Below are 22,982 nucleotides of genomic sequence, written 5' to 3'. Positions count from 1 at the left end.
GCCCGACGGGCCCGGTGCGGCGTCCGGCACGGCCGCCACCGCGAACCGGCCGGCGCCGCGGCGGGCGCGGGCCAGACCGACGGCGTAACCGCCGGTCGTCACGGCCAGTCCCGCCACGATCGCCCCGGCCCGTGCCGCGCCGCCGGGCCGCCCGAGCAGCGCGTCGCGCAGCCCGCGCGCCACGCCGGCCGGGAGGACGCGGGTGGTGTAACGGCGCTCGCTCGCCAGCCCGTCGCGCGTGCCCACGCTGTGCGCCACCAGGGCCTTCGACAAGGCCCTCGGCGTACGCCCGCGTGCGGAAGTAGCCGAAGCGCTCCCGCTCGGGCGGCACCCGGTGGTGGATCACGGAGCGGTCGTCGATGAGCAGCACCGGCGCCGGGCACGGCCCGGCGCAGCCGGATGCACAGCTCGGTCTCCTCGCAGCCCAGCGGCAGCCGGTGCCCGTCGCGTCCGATGCCGCTGGCGAACCCGCCGACGGCGAGCAGCCCCGATCTGCGGAACGACGCGTTCCCGCCGAGGACGTTGCGCACCTCCACCCGGCCGGGCGGCAGGCCGCGATAGGTGCAGCCCACCACCCAGTCGAACTCCTCGGGGAACCAGTCGGGACGGCTCCGCGAGGCCCACACCGGCTCGGTCCGGCCGCCCACCGCCATCACCCGCGGGTCCGCGTAGCACGCCGCGAAGTGCCGCAGCCAGTCGCGCTCGGCCACCGCGTCGTCGTCGAGGAAGGCGATCACCTCCCCGGAGGAGGCGGCGACTCCGGTGTTGCGCCCGGCGGACAGCCCGCGCGGTCCGGCGTTGGCGAGCACAACCGGACGGAGCTCTCGGTGCCCCCGCCGTCATCCCCGTAGTGCTTGGCGAGCCGGCGCAGCAGCGCCGGTTGTGGTCCACCACGACCAGGGTTTCCAGCGCCGGGTGGGACTGCGCGGCCACCGAGGCCACCGCGGCGAGGATGTCGCCCCAGCGGTCCTCGGTGTAGACGCAGATGACCACCGAGACGTCCGGCGCGGTGGTCCGTTCCGCTCCTGTGTTCAAGAGACTTCCCCGCGGCTCGCGGCCGGTGCGATCGCCAGGGCCGGGCGCCCGGCCGCTTGCGCCGCCGGGAGCCGCGCTCGTGCAGGATCACCTTGAGGACCCGCAGCCCGTCGCGCACGGCGCGCAGATTGCTGTGCCGTGGATGCGCACGAACTCGTGGCTGGGGATCTCCTGCACCTTCAGACGGCCTTGACGACTCTGATGTTCATCAGGGTCTCCACCTCGAAGCCGGCGCAGTCCAGGGCGATGTCGTCCAGGACGCGCTTCCAGAAGGCGTTGTAGCCGTAGCACAGATCGGTGTAGCGGGCCCCGAACTTCTGGTTGACGAGCGAGCACAGGACGCGGTTGCCCAGCTTGCGGACGGGCGTCATGTCGTCCGTGCCGCCGCCGTTGGCGAAGCGGGAGCCCTTGGCGAAGTCCGCCCCGCCCACCAGGGCGGAGACGTAGCTGACGATCTCGTTGCCGTCGGCGGAGCCGTCGGCGTCGACCATGACGATGATCTCGCCCGTGCAGGCGGCGAAGCCGGTGATCAGGGCGTCGCCCTTGCCCTTGCCGCGCTGCCCGACGACCTTGACCGAGGGCCACAGCTCGCGGGCCACCTTGACGGTGTCGTCGGTGGAGTTGCCGTCCACCAGGACCACTTCGTGGATCCAGGAGGGCAGGGTCTTGAAGACGTACGGCAGGTTCTCCGCCTCGTTCATCGCCGGGATCACCACGCTGACCGGAGGCGCTATCGCGAACTGCGCGGTCACCGGGCGGTATTGGGCGGGTGGTTCGAGCGGCTGGCCGGAATCGCTCCGGCCTTCGGATCCCAGGGCCTGGTCAGGAACCTGACCGGCCGCCGGGCGCAGGAACGAGCTCATGAGTCTCTGTTTCCCTCTCGTCCGGTGGACGCGCCCGCCCCCGAGCGGTCCCTTTGGTGTGTCCGGTTCGAAAAGGGGGTCTCGCCCTGTCGCGTACGGAGTACGGAACCACCGTGCGCTCAGGGCGAGTTGGCAAGTAGCACAGGCCGCGCGGCACGCGACCCGGACCGGCTGGGCCGGCCGGGCGCGGCACCCCCTGCCGCGCCCCGCCCCGGACCCATCGCGCGGCGACTGGAGCCCCTCCCCGGAGCCGCATGAACTGATGGACCGATGCGGGTAGATGTACGACGGTATTGAAGCTTGAGACTGTATGGCAAGAGGTGAGGCGGACTCTCCTCCTTTGGTGTCCTTTGTTCCTGACGCGCTGTCCGCTGTGCGAACGCACACGCCGGAGCGGGGAGTTGGGCGTACCCCTGACGCCTGCCCGTGAACCCCCCTCACGTGCTCCGCCGGAGCCGGCCCACCTGTTTGAGGAGCCGGTCGGCGGGCTCGAAGAGCTGGGGGCGCGCGAGCACGGCGTTGCGCAGCGCGCGCAGCCGGCGCCGACGCCGCGCCAGATGCCCACCATCGCGACGGGGTGACGCCTCGTCACCCACCCTTCCGACACGCTGAGTTCGCGTGTCTTCAGGGAATCCTTGTACGCCTTGCCGCCCCGCCCGAGGTCCAGATACGCCAGCCCCGCCGCGGCCGCCCCCTCCGCCATGCGTATGTGCAGCACCAGGCCGGGGGAGTACTTCGCGAACTCCGGGTCGTACGCCGGGAACCAGCACGCCAGCACCGTCGGCGACCGCAGCCCGAAGTGCGCCGCCACCGGCCGGCCGTCCGCGTAGAGCACGGACAGCAGCCCTCCGAACGTCGCGGCCCGGGTGTGGAACAGCTGCTCGACGAGATGGGATATCCAGGGACGGGAGAAGCGGTCGCTGCGCCCTGTTCTTCGGTACTGCGCCGACTTCCAGGCGATCAGCCGGTCCAGCACGGCCGGATCGCGCTCGTCGTGCACGTACCGCACGTCGCCGACGTCGCGGCCGAGCCGGCGCTCCTTGGCGAGCGTGGTCCGGGTGAACTTGGGCGACTGCTTGCGCAGCGCCGCCAGATAGGACTCGAAGCCCTGCTCCACGTCGATCACCGGCGAGGCGAACGCGCCGGAGGCGCCCACCTCGAAGGGCTTCTGGCCCTCCACGAGATGGTCGAACTCCCACAGCGACAGCCCGCACGCGTGGAGCAGTTCCCGGGCGTCCCACTGGAAGCCGGGCCGGTGCACCAGGCCCTGGGCGTCCGAGACGCCCAGCCCGACCGCCCGGCCCACCCCCAGCGGGGTGCGCTGGTAGGGGAAGAAGGCCGCGGGCGCGCCCTCCTCCCGTACGACGGCTATCCGGGTCCCGCGGCGGCAGCGGCCCACCGCCAGCGTGAACTCCGGTGCGAGGAAAGGATTCGCGAGCTGTGGAGAGCCGTCCTCCACCGCCCGGGTCTGCATGGCCGACCACGCCGCCCGGTCCGCGGCGGTCAGCTCGCCGGGGCGGCGCACGCTGATGTCCACGTCAGGACGTCCGGCTTCCCGTGGAGCGGCTCCGGTGGCGCCACCCGTGGGCGAGCAGGAGAACAGCAGGCTGAAGGCCCCCACGGCGACGACGCCGCCGCGCACCGACCAGTTGTGCAGCGCGAGCATGGTCTGGGCGACCAGCAGGTCGACCGCCAGCGCCCCGCCGCCCGCGACCACGGCCCGGCTCAGCGGGTCGAGCCCGCGCAGCGCGGCCGCGATCCCGCAGCCGGGCGCGACGAGCAGGAAGAAGAGGGTGAACGGCGCCCGCAGCGGCGAGCCGATGTCCGCGAGCGCCAGCGCCGCCCCCACGCCCGCCATCGCGACGGCGGCTCCCGCGACCACCGGGAGCGAGTCCGCGGCCGGCGGCCTTCTCCCCGGGCGGCCGGGCGGACGGGTGGTGCCGGGCGGATCGCCGGTGACCGAATGATCGTCGATGGTGTCGATTTTGCTGCCGTCGAGTCCGACGGGATCGCTGAAGCTCTGCATTGGCGACTTAGCCCCCCGAAGCGCCGGATGCCGGGCTTCAATGTCGCGCAATGGGCGAAGGCCGTCAAGATGTGAAGGGCGTGCGAACGACCTTTGGCCGATGCCTTCGGGCACAACCGGAAGCTTTCCGTCGGATGAACACCAGGGGAACCTGTCATACCGTCAGTTCACCGTCGTACAAAGGGTTCCGGCCGCCGCACGGGTGAGCACCGACACCCCCGGGCGAGTGCCGGTGTTGACGCGGCCGTGAAGGCGCGGCAGGGACGGACTTCACCAAATGGCCATACGGCCAAGGGGGCGGCGAGGGATCGGCGTGACTTTTGACATGGACACTTCCAGCGACTCCGGGTCGCTGCTACCACAGGGGTGGCAGAGAACCCTGCTAGGGAGGCTCCATGAACTCGCACCGCATCACGGGTGCCGCATCGGCCGTGGCCCTCACCCTCCTGATCGCCCTCACCGGAACCGGTACGGCGCACCCCGCGCCCAGACCGGCCGGACCGGCCTACGTGGCGCTGGGCGACTCCTACTCCTCGGGCGTGGGCGCCGGTTCGTACCAGGGCGGCGACTGCAAACGCAGCTCCAAGGCGTACCCGGCCCTGTGGGCCGCCGCGCACGCCCCCACGTCGTTCGCCTTCACCGCCTGCTCGGGCGCGCGCACCGGTGACGTCCTCGGCAAGCACTCACCCCGCTCACCGCGGCGACGGCCTGGTGAGCATCAGCATCGGCGGCAACGACGCCGGCTTCTCCGACACCATGACCGCCTGCGTCCTCAACGACGACCGCACGTGTCTCGACAGGATCGCCACGGCGAGCGCCTTCATCCGCGGCCAACTGCCCGCCAAACTCGGACGCGTCTACGACGCCATCGGACTCCAAGGCACGTCGCACGTCGTGGTCCTCGGCTACCCCCGCTTCTACAATCCGGCCCGCCACCGACTGCGCCGCCTGAGCGAGACCAAGCGGACGGCCATCAACAAGGCCGCGGACCTGCTCGACTCCGTCGTCGCCGACCGGGCGAGGAGCCACGGTTTCGGCCTACGGCGACGTCAACACCACCTTTAAGGGCCACGAACTGTGCTCCGGCAGCCCCTGGCTGCGCAGCGTGACGCTGCCCGTCGACGAGTCGTACCACCCCACCGCCGGCGGCCAGTCCGGCGGCTACCTGCCGGTGCTCACCTCAGCGGCCCGGGTCGCGGGTCGCGCTGCCGCCGGGTGACGCGGACGACGACTCCCGGCCGGCAGACGACCGTGAACGGCACGTGCGCCGACGTCACCTGCGCGGCGCGGAGACCTCCACGGCGATCCAGTCCCGCTCCGGATCACCGGCCCGGTGGGCGGTCTCCGCGTGCGGCACGCTCACCGTCGCGACGCGCCGGCGAGACCGTGTGCCAGCCCCCGTCCGTCACCCGCCCGCTGCCGGTGACCCACCGGTAGACCACACCCGCGCGGGCACGCGGTCCACGGTGAGCAGCGCGTGGAAGGCGGGCGCGCGCTGCTCCGGGGCCGGGCAGGGGCCGGAGTAGCGGTCGCGGTCGGCGGTGACGGTGACCCCGACCGCGGAACCGGGCGCATCGGGAGAGGGAGAAGAAGAGGAGGAGGAAGGGGAGGAAGGGGAAGCAGAGGGAGGAGAAGAGGAAGAGGAAGGGGAGCGGACGGGGAGGGCGCGGCGGACGACGACGGGGCCGGCGCGCCCGGGGCCGTCCGGCACTGCTGTCACTGCCGTCGCCGCCGTCCCCTCCGGCGCTCCCGCCGCCCGTGTCCCGGCCCACCAGGCCCACACCAGGCCGCCCACCACGAGCGCGGCCACGACCAGGGCGGCTATCAGACCGTTCCGCGTCCGGCGCGCCCCGCCGCGCACCGGGTGCTCCGTCCGGGCCGTGGGCGCCCGCGCCGCCGGGACCGCCCGCGCCGCCGGGATCGCCGCGCCGCCGGATCGCCCGCGCCGCCGGGATCGCCCGGGCCCGAGGGGCGCCGAGCGTCCGCCGGGCCGTACGGATCGCTCGGTCGCCCGAGCCGTACGACCCGGGCGAACCGACCGGGTCCCCGGGGCTGTAGGGACTCGCCGTCTCGCCCGGCGGGGGCACCACGACCGTCGGGGCGGACGACGGGCGGGATGCCGCGCGCGGCATCCCGCCCGCGGAGACGGTCCGCAGCAGCCGCTCGGCCTCCGCCGCGCCCAACCGCCGCTCCGGGTCCTTTTGCGCAGCAGCCCTCCAGCACGGGCGCGAGCGGGGCCCGCCCGCAGGGGCGGCGGCAACTCCTCGTCCACGGCGGCCCGTACGTGGTCAGCGGGGTGTCCGGCGGAACGGCGAGTGGCCCTCCACCGCCGCGTACAGCGTGACGCCGAGCGACCACACGGTCGGACGCCGGGCGGGCGGGCGCCCCAGCGCCCTTTCCGGGGCACAGGAATCGGGCGAACCCATCAACTGCCCGGTGGCGTGAGCGCGGAGGTTCCCTCGATCACGGCGATGCCGAACGTCGCCGAGGACGACCCGCCCGTCGTTGCCGAGCAGAATGTTGGCCGGTTTCACATCCGGTGCAGCACGCCGACGGAGTGCGCCGCCCGCAGCGCCGCGAGCACCTCGGCGCCGATCCGCGCGGCACCGCGCCGGCGCCATCGGCCCCTCGGCGTCAGGACCTCCGCGAGCGACAGACCGGCACCAGCTCCATGACGATCCACGGGCCGTCCGTCCGCCACGACCACGTCGTACACCGTGACGACGTTGCGGTGCGCGATCCGGGCCGCCGCGCGCCCCTCGCGCTCCAGCCGCTCGTACAGCCCGCGCACCTCGTCCGCCGGGAGCCCGGCGGCGCGCGCGGACCTCCTTGACGGCCACCGCGCGGGCCAGCACCTCGTCGCGGGCCCGCCGCACGACGCCCATCCCGCCACGCCCGAGCTCGTCCTCCAGCCGGTAACGGCCCGCCAGCACGCGCCCGTCGGCGTCCCCGGAGTCCCCGGTCATCGCGCATCCCTCCCCCGGGAGAGCAATTGGGGTGAATGTACCGCAACAGAGGGTGTGATTTCCGACCGGTCGGGGACGTTCCGGGGGCCCCTGGGGGAGACCGGATTGCGTCAGGTTCACGCCAGGGGACGTCAAACCCCTTGACGGGGTGGTGAATCCGTTGCGGATGCGCGGGTGACGCGATGGGGCGATAGGGTTACCCTAGCCTTGGCCGGGTGCCTCGTACGGGTGGGGAGTCTCATGGACCAGATAGCTATGCGCAGCAGGCCGCGTGTGCCTGCCATCAATTGCGGGAGCGGTGCGTCCAGCGCACGCCTCGACCGCCATCTCGCGGTGCTGGGCGGTCCCGCCCTGCCCCAGCGCGAGGTCGAGGGCGCGGACCCTGCTGATGCGCGAGCTGACGGCGCGTGACCACGCGCCGGGCGGCCGGACCGAGCCGGACGGCGCGGGTGTCCTGTTCGCGCCGCTGCGACGGCTGCGCCGTTCGCTGTTCGGCAGCCGCCCCTGGACGCTCCCTCCGGTCCCGCACCAGGCACCTGTTCCCGTCCCCGGCCCGTTCCCGCGCCGCCGGCGGCCACCCGACCCGTCCCACGGCCAGGCGGCGCTGGCCGCTCCCTGCGCGCCGGCCCCGTATTGAGTCGGCCCAGTACGCGACGGCTCAGTGCGCGACGGCTCATGTGCGCGTCGACGGTCACGGTGAACGAGAAGCGGTCACCGCGGTAGTGGATCCGCGCCACGTCCACGACGCGGCCGTCGTCGTCGTACGTGACGCCCGTGTAATGCAGGATCGGGCTGAGCAGCGGGCACCCGGAGCAGCCCGGCCGTCTCCGGATCGGCCAGCCGCGCCTTCCACGGTGTCCGTGAGCGGCTGATGCGGACCCCGAGCGCGTCGCGCAGCACCTTGGTCATCGGCCAGCGCGCCAGGTCGTCCAGGTCGAGCCGCTCGGCGAGTTCAGGATGCACCAGGTTCTCCGCCCAGTTCACCGGCTCGTCCGTGTCCCCGTCCCGGCGCAACCGGCGGAAGGCGACGGCCTCGGGGCAGCCCGGGGAAGTGCTCGGCCAGGTCGCCGGGTACGGGGACCGGGCCGTGGCCAGTACGGTGGTGCGCTCGCCGGACTGCTGGGCGACGATCGTGTCCACCGAGCCGAGCAGACCGCACCGGCGAACCCCGGCGGGCGCTCCGGCTCGATGAACGTCCACGCGCCGCCGGTGCCGGCTGATGAGCCCCTCCGCCTCCAGCTCCTTGAGCGCCTGCCGCATTCGTCAGCACGCTCACGCCGTAGTGCGCGGCGAGCGCGTCCTCGGTGGGCAGCCGCAGCGGGTCCTCGGGGCGGCGCCCGAGTATGGAGGCGCGCAACGACTGCGACACTGGTTACCACAGCGGCAGTTTGCGGTTGAGCGCGAGGGAGTCGGGGGGCGAAGACGGTCACGGAACTCCGGCTCTGCGGACGACGGGACGGGTCAGCGGCGGTAGTGCCGTTCCAGACCCTGCCACACGCCGTCGTACCCCGTGCTGGAGGTGCCCGGCGCCCGCGGCCTGCTCGGTCAGGGTCACCGGCCAGCGGGTCTCGAACATGAACGCCAGGCCCGTCGTCGATCTTCTGCGGCTTGAGCTCGCCGCGCTGGCCTTGTCGAACGTCGCCCGGTCCGGCCCGTGCGCGGACATCATGTTGTGCAGCGAACCGCCGCCCGGCACGAAACCCCCTTCTCCGGCCGTCTTGGCGTCGTAGGCGCCCTCGATCAGGCCCATGTACTCGCTCATCACGTTGCGGTGGAACCACGGCGGCCGGAAGGTGTCCTCGCCCACCAGCCAGCGCGGCGCGAGACCACGAAGTCCACGCCGGCCAGGCCCGGGGTGTCGGACGGCGAGGTGAGCACCGTGAAGATCGACGGGTCCGGGTGGTCGTAGCTGATCGTCCCGATGACGTTGAACCGGCGCAGGTCGTAGACGTACGGGACGTGGTTGCCGTGCCAGGCGACGACGTCCAGCGGCGAGTGGTCGTACGTCGCGGCCCACAGGTTGCCGCAGAACTGTGTGACCACCCGCACCGAGTCCCTCGACGTCCTCGTACGCGGCCACCGGCGCGAGGAAGTCCCGTGCGTTGGCGAGGCCGTTGGAGCCGATGGGGCCGAGGTCGGGCAGGTGAAGGGCTGCCCGTAGTTCTCGCAGACGTAGCCGCGGGCGGTGGCGTCGAGGAGCTCGACGCGGAAGCGGACGCCGCGCGGGATCAGCGCCACGTGCCCCGGCTCGGCGCGCAGCAGGCCGAACTCGGTGCGCAGCAGCAGCCCGCCGCGCTCGGGCACGATCAGCAGCTCGCCGTCCGCGTCGCTGAACACCCGGTCCGTCATGGAGGAGTTGGCGGCGTAGAGGTGGACCGCCATGCCGGTGCGCTGGGCGGCGTCGCCGTTGCCGCCCAGGGTCCACAGCCCGGCGAGGAAGTCGGTGCCCTCGGGGGGCTCGGGGAGCGGGTTCAGCGCAGCCGGTTGGGGTCGGGCACGGTCTCCGCGAAGGGGGCGCCGCGCAGGCCGCCGTTGTCGACGCGGGAGAACGGCGGGTGGGCGGCCGACGGCCGGATGCGGTACAGCCACGACCGGCGGTTTGGTGCTCCGCGGTTCGGTGAAGGCGGAGCCGCTCAGCTGCTCGGCGTAGAGTCCGAGGGGTGCGCGCTGGGGCGAGTTGCGCCCCTGCGGCAGGGCCCCGGGAACGGCCTCGCTGCTGTGCTCGTTGCCGAAGCCGGGCTGGTAGGCCAGCCCCTCGGCGGTCTTCCGCGCCTGTTCGTTGTCCGTGCCGGTCATCGTGTGCTCCACTGCCGGAGGAATCCTATGGACGACCGTAGGATTCCGGTGCGGGGCGCGTCAATGGATCAGACGCCGCGTGGCCGAGGACACCCTTGGTGCGGGCTGGGCATCGACGGTTAGGTTGGGCCGTACCGACCGGCGAGACCGTGGGGAGACGGCCATGACCGTGCACGAGGGCTGTTCATCGACGGCGGCTGGCGCGACCCGGCCGGGACGGACGTCATCGAGGTGATCAACCCGGCGACCGAGGAGGTCCTCGCGACCGTCCCGGCCGGCACCGCGGCGGACGTCGACGCGGCCGTCCGCGCGGCGCGCGCCGCCCTGCCCGCCTGGTCCGCGACGCCGCCGAAGGAGCGCGCCCGCCTCCTCACCGCCCTCGCCTCGGTCCTGGACACCCGCCGCGAGGAGATCGCCGCGACCGTCACCGCCGAACTCGGCGCGCCCATCGGCTTCTACGGCGCGTCCACGCGGCCTGCCGGTCGCGGTCACCGCCTCGTACGCCGAACTCGCCGCCTCCCACGCCTTCGAGGAGCGCATCGGCAGTTCGCTCGTCCTCCACGAACCGGTCGGCGTCGTCGGCGCGATCACGCCCTGGAACTACCCGCTGCACCAGATCGTCACCAAGGTCGCCCCCGCGCTCGCCGCGGGCTGCACCGTGGTGCTCAAGCCCGCCGAGAACACCCCGCTCACCGCGCGCCTCTTCGCCGCGTGCACGGCGGAAGCGGGGCTGCCCGCCGGGGTGTTCAACCTCGTCACCGGCCTCGGCCCGGAGGCCGGGGAGGCGCTGGCCCGGCACCCCGGCGTGGACCTGGTCTCCTTCACCGGCTCCACCGCCGTCGGGCGGCGCGTCGGCGCCCTCGCGGGGGAGGGCGTCAAGCGCGTCGCCCTCGAACTCGGCGGGAAATCGGCCAACGTGATCCTCCCCGGCGCCGATCTGGAGCGCGCGCTGCGGGCCAACGTCGCCGACGTCATGCGCAACGCCGGCCAGTCGTGCAACGCGCTGACCCGGACGCTGGTCCACGACGACCGGTACGACGAGGCGGTCGCCCTGCTCGCCGAGGCCGTCGCGGAGTACGTCCCCGGCGACCCCACGGACCCGGAGTGCCGCCTGGGCCCGGTCGTCAGCGCCCGCCAGCGCGACCGCGTCCGCGCGCTCGTCCGGCGGGGCGTGGAGGAGGGCGCCCGCCTCGTCACCGGCGGCCCCGACGCGCCCGAGGGGCCCGCGCGCGGCTTCTACGTGCGTCCACCGTCCTCGCGACGTCACCCGGACATGGCGGTCGCCCGGGAGGAGATCTTCGGCCCGGTGCTCTCCGTCCTGCGCTACGCGGACGCGGAGGAGGCGCTGCGCGTCGCCAACGACTCGGAGTACGGGCTCGCCGGGGCCGTGTGGGCGGCGGACGAGGCCGAGGCGGTGGCCTTCGCGCGGCGGATGGAGTGCGGGCGCGTCGACGTGAACGGCGGCGCGTTCAACATCCTCGCGCCGTTCGGCGGCTACAAGCGGTCCGGTGTGGGGCGGGAGTTGGGCGTGCACGGGCTGCTGGAGTTCCTCCAGCCCAAGTCCCTGCAACTGTGAGACCTGACGGGCCTGTGAGACCTGTGGGCCGGTGAGGCCTGCAGGACCGCGGCCGCGGGCCGTCAGTCCGCGGGCCACCGGCCGGGCAGGTGGATCACCAGCAGCACCAGCCCGGCCACCACGAAGTTCCGCTCGGCGGCGCCCAGTCCGTTCCACCGGGCGGACTGCCACATCGCGAACCACTCGCCCCCGATGGCGATGAACCCCAGCCCGAACAGCAGCAGGAACATCACCAGCCCCAATGTGGCGGTCCGGCGCGCCCGTTCGTACCCGCCGCGGCGCAGGGCGCGCACCCATCGCACCGTGGCCGTGAGCAGAACGGCGGCCGTCGCCGCCTCCCAGACGATGATGAGGACGTAGGCCAGATCCTGGAGGGGCCGGGAGGTGACGGCCCGCCACATCAGGTCGTCGTCCTTGAACGTCGTGTCCATGGCGAGGACATGACGGACGAAGTCCCGGTTGGTGCCGAAGTCCGTCACGTTGCCGAAGACCACCAGCAGGACGTACACCGCCACCGTGGCCGTCAGCGCCGTCGCCGCCACGGGCAGCCCGCCCCAGCTCCCGCATCCGTCCCCGCACGCGTCCCCTGGCCATGGGGCGAGCATGCCCACGGGCGGTGGCGCGTACGCGCCCTAAGCGCTCGCTCAGGCAGGGGGTAGGGTGTTCGTCCTGCCGACGGGGTCCCGCCGGGGCCGGAAGGGGAGGGGACGGATGGACGCGGAGGCCGGGCGGACCGAGGAACGGGCGGACGCCGGGGAGCGGGCGAAGGCCGGGGAATGGGCGGACATCACCCCCGACGCGGCCCGGCGGCTGCTGACGGCCGCCGTCCGGGCGTTCGCCGAGCGCGGCTACCACGCCACCACCACGCGGGACATCGCCGGCCGGGCCGGGATGAGCCCCGCCGCCCTCTACATCCACTACCGCACCAAGGAAGAACTCCTCTACCGCATCAGCGGCGTCGGCCATCGGCTCGCCCTCGACATCCTCGGCCGGGCCCGCGACGGCGGCGGCAGCGCGGCCGAGCGCCTCGGCGACGCGGTGCGCACCTTCGTGCGCTGGCACGCGGAGCACCACACCACCGCGCGCGTCGTGCAGTACGAACTGGGGGCGCTCGCCGAGGAGCACCACGCGGAGATCGTCGGCATGCGGCGGGAGACGGACGCCGCCGTGCGCTCCATCGTCGAGGACGGCGTCGCCGCGGGCGAGTTCGACGTCCCCGACGTGCCGGGCACCAGCCTGGCCCTGCTCTCGCTCTGCGTGGACGTCGCCCGCTGGTTCCGCGAGGACGGCAAGCGCACCCCGGAGGAGGTCGGCGACCTGTACGCGGGGCTGGCGCTGCGGATGGTCGGGTTCCGCGGGCCGTGTCCCGCGGAGGGCGGCGTACGGGGGTGAGTCCCCCGGCCCGCCCGGCGCGGAGCCCGCGGGCCCCGCGCAGCTGTCCCGCGGCGCGCGGTCGCCGCGGGACCGCCGGCTCAGACCGCCGCGTAGCGCGGCTCGAACGCGTACCGCCGGGCCGCGGACAGCGCGGCCGGGGTCAGGACGGCGACCGGCACGACGATGCCGCAGTCGGTGCAGACCGGCCCCTCCAGCGGGTAGCGCTCCAGGTCGGTGCGCCATTCGATGCGGTTCTGGGCGCAGACGGGGCAGTGGTCCCCGGGCGCCGACTCCATGGCGGTGATCACCCGGCGCAGCACGTCCGCGAGCCGGGCCCGCGGCGCCAGAGCCGGTGTGGCACAGGGCACGATGTCACAGCCGCCCCAGGTGTTGCGGTGCCACTCGTCCACCGCGCCGGGCTGGCGGATCCCGTCGTGCTTCTCCCGCCGGCGCCGGCCGGCGAACTCGACCTCGTAGGCCAGCCAGACCTCGCGGGCCTCCTCCAGCTCCGCCAGGGCCCGGACCAGCCGCCCGGGATCGGGGGAGCGGTCGTCGGGGGCGATGCCGGCCTGGGCGCACAGGTGGTGCCAGGTGGCCCGGTGTCCGTACGGGGCGAAGCGTTCGAGGCACTTGCGCAGGGACGTCCGTCGCAGAGCGATGGTGTTTCCCGGATTGCGTACCTCTCGTGCGAGAGCTCTGAAACCTGCCACTGCATCCCACCTCCGGCGGTGCGGACTCGGACGACGAAACGACGGCCGAAACGACCCAAACACCGAAGGGACGTATCGCGGCGCGAATCGGATCCCTCCGGGCGGCGCGAGCCCTCTCCTCGTCGTCGGGAAGGGCACGCCCCGCTAACGCATGCCCCGTCCGGCCATCAGTACGACACGCGCGAGCTCGGCATGGCAGATGTCGCTGTGGGCGCCCGAGGGCGGGCCCCCGCGCCGGACGACCTCGCCGGCGTCGATGTTGGCGCAGCCGGACGCCGGGAGGGCGCCCGCCAGGGCGTCGGCCAGGGAGAGCGCGGCGCAGTCGGGCACGGCGCGCATGCCGTCGTGTCCCATGGCGCCCCACCGGGACTCGTCCAGTCCCAGCAGTGATTCCGAGTCCCCCGACAGCCGGGAGGCCAGCGGATAGAGGGTCCCGAGCGCCGTGTCGTGCCGGGACCAGCAGCAGGCCACGGTGCCGGCGACCCGCTCCGGCGCGTCGCGCAGCACGCCGGAGCGGCCGAGGTGCGAACGGCAGCCGGGGGGGTGAACGCGTAGTGCGAGAAGGCGCCTTGGAGCAGGTGTGAGCGACTGGACGCGGACGCCGTCGGGGAGTCCGCCGGGCGCGAACGAGACGAGCCGGGCGCCGAAGCTGTGCCCCGCCAGATGCACCCGCAACTCCGGTGCGCGGGCCGCCAGTTCGCCCATCGCCGGGCCGAGGCCCGCGCGGCCGACGACGCCGGCCCGGCGCTTCATCTCCCAGTACGTGCCCTGGCGCAGCAACTCGAGCGCGCCGCGCCACACCCGCTTGAGCACGCCGCCGAACAGGCCCGGGGCGGGCGGGCCAGGGACTCCAGCGCGGTGGCGAACGCGTCGCAGACCTCCACGGCGCTCTGGGTGAACATCACCGGGACGATGGGCTCCGAGTCGGTGTCCCGGATCACGCCCCGTCCTCCGCCCCGTTGCGGTCGGCCTCCCGGGGGCGGGGGCTGACGAGGGTGCGCACCAGCCCCGTGAACTCCTCCAGCCGGGCCCGGTCCGCCGGCTGCCGTTCGGCCAGTTCGGCGAGGCGGCCGAGGATCGCGTCCCGGCCGGGGAAGGCCAGCGCCAGCGCCTCCCGGGTGCCCGGCGGCAGCCCGGGCGGTCGGAGGCGGGCGCCAGCGGGAGCCAGTCCGGCACGTCCTCGTCCGTGAACCGCATGGACGGCCAGACGATCCCGCAGTATCCGAGGCCCTGTCGGGGCGGGAACGTGGCGAAGAAGGCGTTGTAGAGGCCGGTGGCCGTGGAGCGGGTGTTGTTCCAGCCGTGCGCGAAGACGACGAGGTCGGTGAGGTGTTCGTCGGTGGCGCCCCGGAGCAGGGCGTCCAGTTCGCGCCGGTCCGCGCGCCCGTTCTTGTCGAAGGTCAGTTTCCCAGTACGGCCGCACGCCCGTGCCCGCCATGGCGCCCCCTACCCCTCCGGTGTGGAGCGCATGGTCCTGCCGGCCGCGGGCGCTGTCCAGAGCCGGGCGGGGTGGGATTCCGTACGACGGGCAGGCGTGCGGATACCGCCGAGTCGGTCCGAACGGGCGAGTGGCAAGATCCCTCGGGGGAGGCCGCGTGCCCTGCGCGGCACCGCAGTTGAGGAGGGGTGGGGTTCAGTGGAGCCGACGAGGAGAGCGAGGACCGGTCCCCGGCGACCGGCCGGTGCCGCAGCGGCTGCTGGCCGCGGCGACCCGGCTCTTCGCCGACCAGGGGTACGACCGGACCTCCGTCCAGGAGATCGTCGAGGCGGCCGGCGTCACGAAGGGTGCCTTGTACCACTACTTCGGGTCCAAGGACGACCTGCTGCACGAGATCTACGCCCGGGTGCTGCGGGTGCAGCAGGACCGCCTCGACGCGGTGGCGGCGTCCTCCGCCCCGGTGGAGGAAACGGCTGCGCGCCGCGGCGGTGGACGTCGCGGTGACGACGATCGAGAACCTCGACGACACGAAGATCTTCTTCCGGTCCATGCACCAACTCGGCCCGGAGAAGTACCGGCAGGTGCGCGCCGAACGGCGGCGCTACCACGAACGCTTCCGCGCGCTGATCGAGGAGGGCCAGCGGGAGGGGGTGTTCAGCGGGGCGACGCCCGCGGATCTGGTGGTGGACTACCACTTCGGTTCGCTGCACCACTTGAGCAGCTGGTACCGGCCGGAGGGGGTCCTGACGTCACGTCAGGTGGCGGAACACCTGGCGGACTTGCTGCTACGGGCATTGCGCCCGTAGGCGGTTGCCCCCCGATCCCGCCCTCTCCCCGCTTCGTCCGCCCGAAGGGCGGTTCGGGGGCGGGGGCTTGTCCCGGGAGACGGGGAGAGGGCGGGGCGGGGAGGAGGCCCTACGCGTGGCAAGCCAGCGGCTTGCCGCCGTTCATTTCCGCCATGTCCCGCAGCACCGCCGGCAGATCCAGCGGCGAGCCGTCCAGATCCGCGTACGCCCGGTGCACGTTGCCCACCAGCCGCTCGCTCTCCTTCAGTTCGGCGAACTCGCCGAGATCCGCCGCCCGCGCCACCTCCATCGGCGTACGCCCGGCCGCGCGTCCGGCCGCCGCCAGGTCCCGCACGAAGCGCAGGTACCGCTCGACCGTGTCGAAGACGCCGGGGTCCGTGACCGGCCCGTGCCCCGGCACCACCACCTCCGCGTCCAGTTCCCGCAGCAGCTCCAGCGCCCGCAGCGACCCGCCCAGCGAGCCGAACGGGATGAACGGGGTGCCCCCGTTGAAGACCAGGTCCCCGGTGAAGACGACGCGTTGCCGCGGCAGCCAGACCACCGTGTCGCCCACCGTGTGCGCGGGCCCGGGGTGGAAGAGCCGCACCTCGGTGTCACCGATGTGGAGCGTGAGGGAGTCGGTGTAGGTGAGCGTCGCGGGGGTGATGTGCACGTCCCCGTACTCCACCAGCGGCCAGATCGCGTGCAGTTGATGGCCGACGGCCAGCGTCTGCTCGCGGCACCCGGCATGGCCGATGATCGTCGCACCGCCGGCGGCGAAGACGCCGTTGCCGTACGTGTGGTCGCCGTGGTGGTGCGTGTTGACGACGAGGGACGGCGCCGGCGCCCCGCTCGCCGCGACCGCGTCGCGCAGCAGCTCCGCGCGCCGTACGGTCGGCGCGGTGTCGATCAGCAGGGTGCGGTCCCCCGTCGGTGACGAAGCCGGCGTTGTTCAGGCACCAGCCGCCGTCCGGCTGGACGTACGCGCTCACCCCGGGCGCGAGCGGCACGGTGTAGGGCTCGGGGACCGCCGAGGGGCCGGACGGGGCGGCCTGCGGGGCCGGACGGGCGTGGGTCGACATCTGCGCCTCTCCTCGAATCGGACAGGCCGTCAGAATACGGGGAGCGATCAGCGCCTCAGGCGCCCGGCCGCAGCCCGTCCCGCAGCAGCTCCAGCAGCCCGTAGAGCGCGGTCCGCTCCTCCTCGCCGAGCGCGTCCAGGGCCGTGTGGGTGGCCTGCATCTCGGCCCTGACTCGGCGGATGGTCTCGCGCCCCTCGTCCGTGGCGACCACGTTCTTCACCCGGCGGTCGGACGGGGTCGGGCTCGCGGCGCACCAGGCCCCGGGCTCCAGCCGGTCCACGATGCCGGTGACGTTGGAGGCGTCGCACACCAGCAGGGTGGCCAGGCCGCGCATCGGCATCGGGCCCTTGAGGTGGGCGAGCAGCTTGGCCTGTACGCCGGTGAGGGCCGTGCCGGGCCGCCGAGGCGGAGAAGTCCTGCCACTGGGCGGTGCCGAGGGCCGCCACCAGTTCCAGGAGCTGGGCCTTGGTCGGGGAGGTCGGGGCGGTCATACGGCCCAGTCTACGCAAGCGGTTGAGGCTCTCAATCATTAGCTTGACTACCTCAAGTATCAGGTCTAGGTTTGCCCGGTTGCTTGATGACTTCAAGCATCAATGTCGTGAAGCAATCGAAGGAACCCCCCATGAGCTCCTCGGCCCCGCCGAGAAACGAGACCCTGATCGTCTTCGCCCTGAGCCTCGCGGCGATGGTGGTCTCGATGATGCAGACCCTGGTCGTGCCGATCCTCGGCCTCATCCAGAACGACCTGGAGACCTCCTCGGCGAACGTCAGCTGGGTCACCACCGCGACCCTGCTCTCCGCCGCCGTCTTCACCCCGCTGCTCGGCCGCTTCGGCGACCAGCACGGCAAGAAGAAGACGCTCGTCGCCGTCCTCGTCGTCATGGTCGCCGGATCCGTCCTGGCCGCCGTGACCCACTCCCTGCTCTGGCTGATCGTCGGCCGGGTGCTCCAGGGCGCCGCCACCGCGATCTTCCGCTGGCGCTCTCCGTCCTCCGCGAGGAGATCCGGCCGGCCAAGCTGCCCGGCGCCATGGCCATGGTCAGCGGCACCCTCGCCTTCGGCAGCGGCCTGGCGCTGGTCGCCACGGGTCTGCTCACCTCGGGCGACAACCCCGACTACCGCAGCGCCTTCTGGCTGGCCACCGGCCTGGCCGCGCTCGCCCTGGTGGCCGTCGCCGCCCTCGTCCCCGCCACCCGCGAGACCACCGGCGGCCGCCACCGACGTCCTGGGCGCGCTCGCCCTGGCCGCCACCCTCGTCCTGCTCCTGCTGCCCATCACCCAGGGGCACGAGTGGGGCTGGGGCTCGGGCCGCACCCTCGGCTGCTTCGCCGGTGCCGTCGTGATGGCCGCGGTGTGGGTCCTCGTCGAGCGCCGGGTGCGCGAGCCGCTGGTCGACATGAAGATGTTCGTCCACCGGCCGGTGCTCTTCGCCAACCTCGCGGGACTGCTCGTCGGCTTCGGCTCCTTCGCCCTCTTCATCGGGCGTCTCCTACCTGGTGCAGATGCCGTCGAAGATCGCGGGCTACGGCTTCGACGCGACCGTGCTGCGCGCGTCCGTGGAGTTCCTGCTGCCGAGCACGATCGTCTCGCTGCTGGCCGCGCCCATCGGCGGCAAGCTGGTGCGCCACCACGGCCCGCGCCCGGTGCTGCTGCTCGCCTCGCTGATCGGCACCGTCGGCTTCGTCTGGATCGCCCTCGACCACGAGCACGCCTTCTCCGTCATCGCCGCCGGAATGTGCGTCGGCGCCGGCATCAGCTTCGGCTACGCGGCCATGCCCGCCGTGATCGTCGCCAGCGTGCCGCCGCGGCAGACGGGCATCGCCAACGGCATCAACTCCATCTCCCGCTCCACCGGCAGCGCCATCGGCAGCGCGATGATCACCACCGTGCTCGCCTCCAGGAGCATCGAGCACCTGCCGCCGGGCGCGCCCGCGCTGCCCGCGGAGAGCCAGTTCACCCTGACCTTCGTGATCGCGGGCACCGCGTTCCTGCTGGTGTCGCTGGTCGCCTGGCTGGGACTGCGCGGAACGCACGCCCCGCGCCCCGCTGCGGTGGCGGGCTCCGCCCCGGCGTCGGACGCTGAAACCGCAGGCGCCACGCGCTGAACACGAGGCTGAACACGAGACCGAGGAGCATGACTATGAAGGCTGTCAGCTACCGCGCCTACGGCGGGCCCGAGGCCCTGGAGTACGGAGAGGTCCCCGAGCCCACGGTCGGTCCGGACTCCGTGCTGGTCAGGGTCCGGGCGGCGGCAGTCAACCCGGTGGACTGGAAGGCCCAGGCGGGCTATCTGGACGGGGCGATCACCCCGGTCTTCCCGGTCGTCCCCGGCTGGGACGTGGCGGGCACCGTCGAGCGGCTGGGCGCGGACACGCCGGAATTCGCGGTCGGCGACGAGGTCATCGGCTACGTCCGGGAGGACTTCCTCTCCCGGGGGACCTACGCCGAGTTCGTGGCCGCGCCCGTGCGGACGCTGGCCCGCAAACCGGCCAATCTCTCCTTCGAGCAGGCCGCCGGCCTCCCGCTGGCGGGCCTGAACCGCCTACCAGGCGCTCCGCGCGACCCGGGTGGGAGAGCGGGACACCGTGCTCGTGCACGGCGCGGCGGGCGGGGTCGGCTCGATGGCCGTCCAGCTCGCGCGCAACACGGGTGCGCGGGTCATCGGGACGGCGAGCGAGCACAACCACGCGTATCTGCGCTCGCTGGGTGCCGAGCCGCTGATGTACGGGGACGGGCTCCTCGACCGCTTCCGGGCCCTCGCCCCCGAGGGCGCGAGCGTGGTCCTCGACCTGGTCGGCGGCGGCGTGATCCAGACGTCCTCGCACATCACGGTGCCGGACGCCCGGCTCGTCTCGATCGCGGACCCGTCGGTGACGGAACTGGGCGGCCGCCTGCTGTGGGTCCGCCCGGACGCGGCCGACCTGGCGGCGCTGACCCACCTGGCGGAGCGGGGGCGGCTGTCCGTGGAGGTGGCGGAGGTGTTCCCGCTGGAGAGGGCGGCGGATGCGCAGCGGCGCAGTGCCGAGGGGCATACGCGGGGGAAGCTGATTCTGGTGCCGTAGGGGTACGGCGAGGTCCTCAAGCGCCGGACGGGCTGAATATCAGCCCGTCCGGCGTTTGAGGACGAACGCGGCGAAGCCGCGTTGCCCCGCGCGGAGCGCGGCGAGAAACGGTGAAAGGGCGGGTCCGGGGCAAACTCACCCCTCACGGCGCCACGCCCGCAACCTCCCCCACGCCTCCAGCCCGTCCGGCACCCACTCCCACTCCGGAAGCCGCGCTTCGAGCTCGTCCTCCGCGAGGAAGGAATGCCAGGCCACCTCCGACACCTGCGGCCTGACCGCCAGGTCGCACCGCACCTCGTACACCCCCGACCACCACGCCCCGAACTCCTCCGACTCGTAGAGGAAACGGAACAGCGGCCGGGGCGCGGAAAGCCCCCGCACCCCCAGCTCCTCCTCCGCCTCCCGCAGCGCCGCCCGCGTCGTACGTCTCGCCCGCCCCGAGCACTCCGCCCACGAACATGTCGTTACCGCGACGGAAAGATCAGCTTCTGCGCCGTCCGCCGATGGACGAAGATCCGCCCCTCCGCGTCGCGCACCTGCACGAACGTGCAGCGGTGCCGCAGCCGCCGGGTGTAGATCTCGCCCCGGGGCGCCTGCCCCACGACGCGGTCGTGCTCGTCCGACGACGTCCAGGATCTCGTCGGCCGAAAGTCCCGGAAGTCCCTGCGCATCCATGGTCATGGGGCCATCACATCAGCGCGGCTGCAGATCCCGCACCCGCGCCTCCGACATTCCCGACGGCATCGCCGGATGCCGCCCGATCAGCACGATGCCCACCACGATCGCCGCCAGCCCCGCCGCCTGCCAGGCCAGCGCCCCCCGGCGACGTCCGCAGGCGGTCGCCGAGGAAGCCCACCCCGCAGACGATCCCCGCCAGCGGCTGGGCCGCGGTCAGCGCGGGCAGGGACATCCGCAGCGGGGCCGTCTCGAAGGCGCTCTGCACCAGTACCAGCCCGGTGACGCCCAGCGCCAGCACCGCGTACGGCTGCCAGCTGACGACCAGCGTGGCCAGCCCGCCGTGCGTGTAGCGCTCCCCGCTGACCCGGGTCAGGGCGTCCTGGACGCCGTACAGCAGCCCCGCCGCCACGGCCAGCGTCGCCGCCTCCGCGCTCATCCGCAGCCGCTTCGAGACCGCCGCCAGCACCCAGCGCGCCGCCGATCATCAGGCCGACGATCAGCCAGTGCCGCAGCGGGTCGGTCACCGAATGCCCGCCCTGCGGGCGTCCCGCGACGATGAAGGCGGTCACGCCGCCGGCCAGCAGCCACAGGCCGCCCCAGCCGGTCAGGCCCAGCGGCTGCTTGGTCTGCCAGCGGGACAGGGCCATCGCGAACAGCAGGTCGTCGCGAGCAGCGGCTCCACCAGCGAGATCTCGCCGCCCCCCAGCGCCACCGCGCCCAGCGCCATGCCGCAGACCATCAGACCCAGGCCCGCCAGCCAGCGCGGCATCCGCACGAGGTCGAGCAGCAGCCGGAAGGAGAGGAAGTCGCTCATGGGCGCGCGCTGCGCCGCGTTCTGCTGGAGAACGAACCCGAAGCCCAGGCAGAGGGCCGCGCTCAGAGCGAAGGCGAAGACCATACGTCGCGCACCTCAAGACCGGCCGGAGGTCGGGGACTTGACCCGAGAACGATAGCCGCCTCATGGGCGTTGTGCGGAACGAGTACCCCCCTTTCGGACGTTCATCCAGACCTCTCCGGACGCACCTGCGTGTTCCCGCCACCACCCTTGACGGAAACCTGTGACTAACGCTTTGCTGTCCGTGATCAACAGCTGCACTGGAGGACCGTGGAGGACGCTCACCGATGACCCCTCCACGCCCCCTCGGCCGCTCCCGGCTCGGGGGCGGACCCTCCTTCGACCCCGCGCTCGACGACGCCGAGCTGGTCACCGTCCGCGACGAACTGTCCCGCGGCCGCTGGGCCGAGGCCCGCCGGCTCCTGGCCGGGACCGGCGACGACTGGGACCGCCGTGGCCACCGCCTCCTCGTCCTCGGCCAGGTCACCGCCGGGATCGCCTGGGGCCGCGAGTGGCAGCTCGCCGAGCCCGACAGCGCCGACGCCGCCGCCCTGCTGGCCTGCGCCGCCGCCCAGCAGGCCGCCCGCCGCCGGGAGGACCCCGAGCGGGCCCGCGCCCTGTGCGCCGCCGCCGCCCGCATGGCGCCCCTCGACCCCACCCCCTGGCTGGCCCTGCTGCTCCTCGCGCACTCCGGCGCCACCGAGGACGAACCCGCCCGCCACTTCGGCCAGGTGCGCGCCCGCCACCCCGAGCACCACCACGCCCACCATCTGATGGCCGCCAGCCTCGCCGGGCACAAGGCCGACCCACGACGACCCCCTGCACGAGGTCTACGACTTCGCCGCCTGGGCCGCCGAACAGGCCCCCGCCGACTCCCCCCTGGCCCTCCTGCCCGTCGTCGCGCACGCCGAGCGCTACCGCGCCCTGGCCCGCGCCGGGGTCCTGCCCCGCGACCCCGCCGCCTCCGGCCACTGGACCGGCCGCCGCGCCCGCCAGGTGCTCAAGGCCGCCTTCGACTGGTGGCTCGAATGGGACATCGACGACACCTCCGGCACCCACCCCCGGCACAAGGTCGACCTCAACTACCTCGCCCACGCCAAGCTGCACGAGGGCCGGCTGGCCGAGGCCGCCGCCCTGCTCATCAGGATCGGCCCGCACGTCACCCGGGCCCCCTGGTCCTACCCCGACCGCGACCCCGGGAAGGCCCTCCGTGCCGCCCGCCGCACGGCCCTCGGCTCCCGCTGACCCCACACCCCCCCCCACACGACGAAGGACGACCCACCCATGCCAACGGGCCGCACGACACCCGCCGAGATACACACCTTCAAGGGCCAGGAACGCCGCCTGCGCGCCGACCGCATCGGCCTCGCCGGACTCCTGATGTCCGTCGTCGCCGCCAGCGCCCCGCTGATGGTGACGACCGGCGGCATGCCCGTCACCTTCGGCGTCCTCGGCGTCGTCGGCTCCCCCCTGCTGTACGTGATCCTCGGCCTGGTCCTGCTGCTGTTCAGCTTCGGCTACGCCGAGATGAGCCGCCACGTCCACAACGCCGGCGCCTTCACCGCGTACATCGCCCGCGGCCTCGGCGGCACGGCGGGCGCCGCCTCGTCCGTCGTCGCCCTGGTCTCCTACAGCGCCATGCAGTGCTGCATCTACGGCCTGTTCGGCTTCGAGCTCTCCGGGCTGCTGAAGCGGCATCTGGACGTGACCGTCGCCTGGTGGATCCCCGCCCTCGCCGCCGTCGTCCTCGTCGGCG

General features: G+C 73.4%; 9 protein-coding genes and 16 pseudogenes. 9 read left to right on the top strand and 16 right to left on the bottom strand.

The annotated features are described in order from the left end of the window. Positions 1-9 precede the first annotated feature (9 nt). The 3 pseudogenes from ABD794_RS14955 to ABD794_RS14945 form a co-directional block, all read right to left on the bottom strand. Positions 10-1,035: pseudogene (locus ABD794_RS14955) on the bottom strand (glycosyltransferase family 2 protein); the annotation flags it as partial. Next, a pseudogene (locus ABD794_RS14950) lies at positions 1,032-1,898 on the bottom strand (glycosyltransferase family 2 protein). The pseudogenes ABD794_RS14955 and ABD794_RS14950, both read right to left, overlap by 4 nt. A gap of 437 nt (positions 1,899-2,335) precedes the next feature. Then, positions 2,336-3,435 (bottom strand): annotated as a pseudogene (locus tag ABD794_RS14945) (GNAT family N-acetyltransferase). Positions 3,436-4,319: 884 nt separating this feature from the next. Between ABD794_RS14945 and ABD794_RS14940 the strand changes: the two are divergent. Beyond that, positions 4,320-5,143 (top strand): annotated as a pseudogene (locus ABD794_RS14940) (SGNH/GDSL hydrolase family protein). A 186-nt stretch (positions 5,144-5,329) separates the two neighbouring features. On the opposite strand, the gene ABD794_RS14935 reads toward ABD794_RS14940, so the two are convergent. From ABD794_RS14935 to ABD794_RS14925, 3 genes are all read right to left on the bottom strand, one after another. After that, positions 5,330-5,785 (bottom strand): hypothetical protein, encoded by a 456-nt coding sequence (locus ABD794_RS14935; protein ID WP_344963763.1) that lies wholly within the window; start codon positions 5,783-5,785, stop codon positions 5,330-5,332. Positions 5,786-6,212: 427 nt separating this feature from the next. Then, positions 6,213-6,458, bottom strand: coding sequence for a protein kinase family protein (locus tag ABD794_RS14930; RefSeq protein ID WP_344963761.1), 246 nt, complete (start codon positions 6,456-6,458; stop codon positions 6,213-6,215). Further along, entirely contained in the window at positions 6,455-6,817 is a 363-nt protein-coding gene (locus ABD794_RS14925) for a protein kinase family protein (RefSeq protein ID WP_344963759.1), read from the bottom strand. The genes ABD794_RS14930 and ABD794_RS14925 overlap by 4 nt, the downstream gene beginning before the upstream one ends. Positions 6,818-7,130: 313 nt before the next feature. On the opposite strand from ABD794_RS14925, the pseudogene ABD794_RS14920 reads away from it, so the two are divergent. Continuing rightward, positions 7,131-7,392: pseudogene (locus tag ABD794_RS14920) on the top strand (hypothetical protein); the annotation flags it as partial. 175 nt (positions 7,393-7,567) lie between these two features. Here the strand turns inward: ABD794_RS14920 and ABD794_RS14915 are convergent. Both ABD794_RS14915 and hmgA read right to left on the bottom strand, forming a co-directional pair. Further along, positions 7,568-8,259, bottom strand: a pseudogene (locus tag ABD794_RS14915) (GntR family transcriptional regulator); the annotation flags it as partial. A gap of 92 nt (positions 8,260-8,351) precedes the next feature. After that, positions 8,352-9,686, bottom strand: a pseudogene (gene hmgA, locus ABD794_RS14910) (homogentisate 1,2-dioxygenase). A 180-nt stretch (positions 9,687-9,866) separates the two neighbouring features. Between hmgA and ABD794_RS14905 the strand changes: the two are divergent. Next, positions 9,867-11,262 (top strand): annotated as a pseudogene (locus ABD794_RS14905) (aldehyde dehydrogenase family protein). 62 nt (positions 11,263-11,324) lie between these two features. On the opposite strand, the gene ABD794_RS14900 reads toward ABD794_RS14905, so the two are convergent. Beyond that, positions 11,325-11,867 (bottom strand): DUF2165 domain-containing protein, encoded by a 543-nt coding sequence (locus tag ABD794_RS14900; RefSeq protein WP_344963810.1) that lies wholly within the window; start codon positions 11,865-11,867, stop codon positions 11,325-11,327. A gap of 106 nt (positions 11,868-11,973) precedes the next feature. Here ABD794_RS14900 and ABD794_RS14895 point away from each other — a divergent pair, with 106 nt between their 5' ends. Beyond that, on the top strand, positions 11,974-12,654 hold the full coding sequence (locus ABD794_RS14895) for a TetR/AcrR family transcriptional regulator (RefSeq protein ID WP_344963757.1): 681 nt from the start codon (positions 11,974-11,976) through the stop codon (positions 12,652-12,654). Between the two features lie 80 nt (positions 12,655-12,734). Here ABD794_RS14895 and ABD794_RS14890 read toward each other — a convergent pair whose 3' ends face one another. The 3 genes from ABD794_RS14890 to ABD794_RS14880 all read right to left on the bottom strand — a co-directional run bounded on the left by ABD794_RS14890 (position 12,735) and on the right by ABD794_RS14880 (position 14,784). Then, a complete protein-coding gene (locus ABD794_RS14890) occupies positions 12,735-13,346 on the bottom strand; it encodes a hypothetical protein (RefSeq protein WP_344960300.1) in 612 nt (203 codons plus the stop codon). A 144-nt stretch (positions 13,347-13,490) separates the two neighbouring features. Continuing rightward, entirely contained in the window at positions 13,491-14,159 is a 669-nt protein-coding gene (locus tag ABD794_RS14885; RefSeq protein WP_344963755.1) for a hypothetical protein, read from the bottom strand. Between the two features lie 124 nt (positions 14,160-14,283). After that, complete coding sequence (locus ABD794_RS14880) at positions 14,284-14,784, bottom strand: hypothetical protein (protein ID WP_344963753.1); 501 nt, start codon at positions 14,782-14,784, stop codon at positions 14,284-14,286. 244 nt (positions 14,785-15,028) lie between these two features. Here ABD794_RS14880 and ABD794_RS14875 point away from each other — a divergent pair. Beyond that, positions 15,029-15,590: pseudogene (locus ABD794_RS14875) on the top strand (TetR/AcrR family transcriptional regulator). A 109-nt stretch (positions 15,591-15,699) separates the two neighbouring features. Here the strand turns inward: ABD794_RS14875 and ABD794_RS14870 are convergent. Both ABD794_RS14870 and ABD794_RS14865 read right to left on the bottom strand, forming a co-directional pair. Then, positions 15,700-16,651 (bottom strand): annotated as a pseudogene (locus ABD794_RS14870) (MBL fold metallo-hydrolase). A gap of 55 nt (positions 16,652-16,706) precedes the next feature. After that, positions 16,707-16,991: a MarR family winged helix-turn-helix transcriptional regulator gene (locus tag ABD794_RS14865; protein WP_344963751.1), complete on the bottom strand. Its 285-nt coding sequence runs from the start codon at positions 16,989-16,991 to the stop codon at positions 16,707-16,709. Positions 16,992-17,273: 282 nt separating this feature from the next. On the opposite strand from ABD794_RS14865, the pseudogene ABD794_RS14860 reads away from it, so the two are divergent. Together ABD794_RS14860 and ABD794_RS14855 are read left to right on the top strand one after the other, a co-directional pair. After that, a pseudogene (locus tag ABD794_RS14860) lies at positions 17,274-18,756 on the top strand (MFS transporter). Positions 18,757-18,791: 35 nt separating this feature from the next. After that, positions 18,792-19,713: pseudogene (locus ABD794_RS14855) on the top strand (NADP-dependent oxidoreductase). A gap of 135 nt (positions 19,714-19,848) precedes the next feature. Here ABD794_RS14855 and ABD794_RS14850 read toward each other — a convergent pair. Together ABD794_RS14850 and ABD794_RS14845 are read right to left on the bottom strand one after the other, a co-directional pair. Beyond that, positions 19,849-20,388, bottom strand: a pseudogene (locus tag ABD794_RS14850) (NUDIX hydrolase). Positions 20,389-20,406: 18 nt separating this feature from the next. Then, positions 20,407-21,289, bottom strand: a pseudogene (locus ABD794_RS14845) (DMT family transporter). A gap of 224 nt (positions 21,290-21,513) precedes the next feature. Between ABD794_RS14845 and ABD794_RS14840 the strand changes: the two are divergent. Then, positions 21,514-22,471, top strand: a pseudogene (locus ABD794_RS14840) (hypothetical protein). A gap of 39 nt (positions 22,472-22,510) precedes the next feature. Next, positions 22,511-22,982 (top strand): annotated as a pseudogene (locus tag ABD794_RS14835) (amino acid permease); the annotation flags it as partial.

Source organism: Streptomyces thioluteus (assembly GCF_039535865.1).
This window is presented reverse-complemented; position numbering and strand designations above follow the sequence as displayed.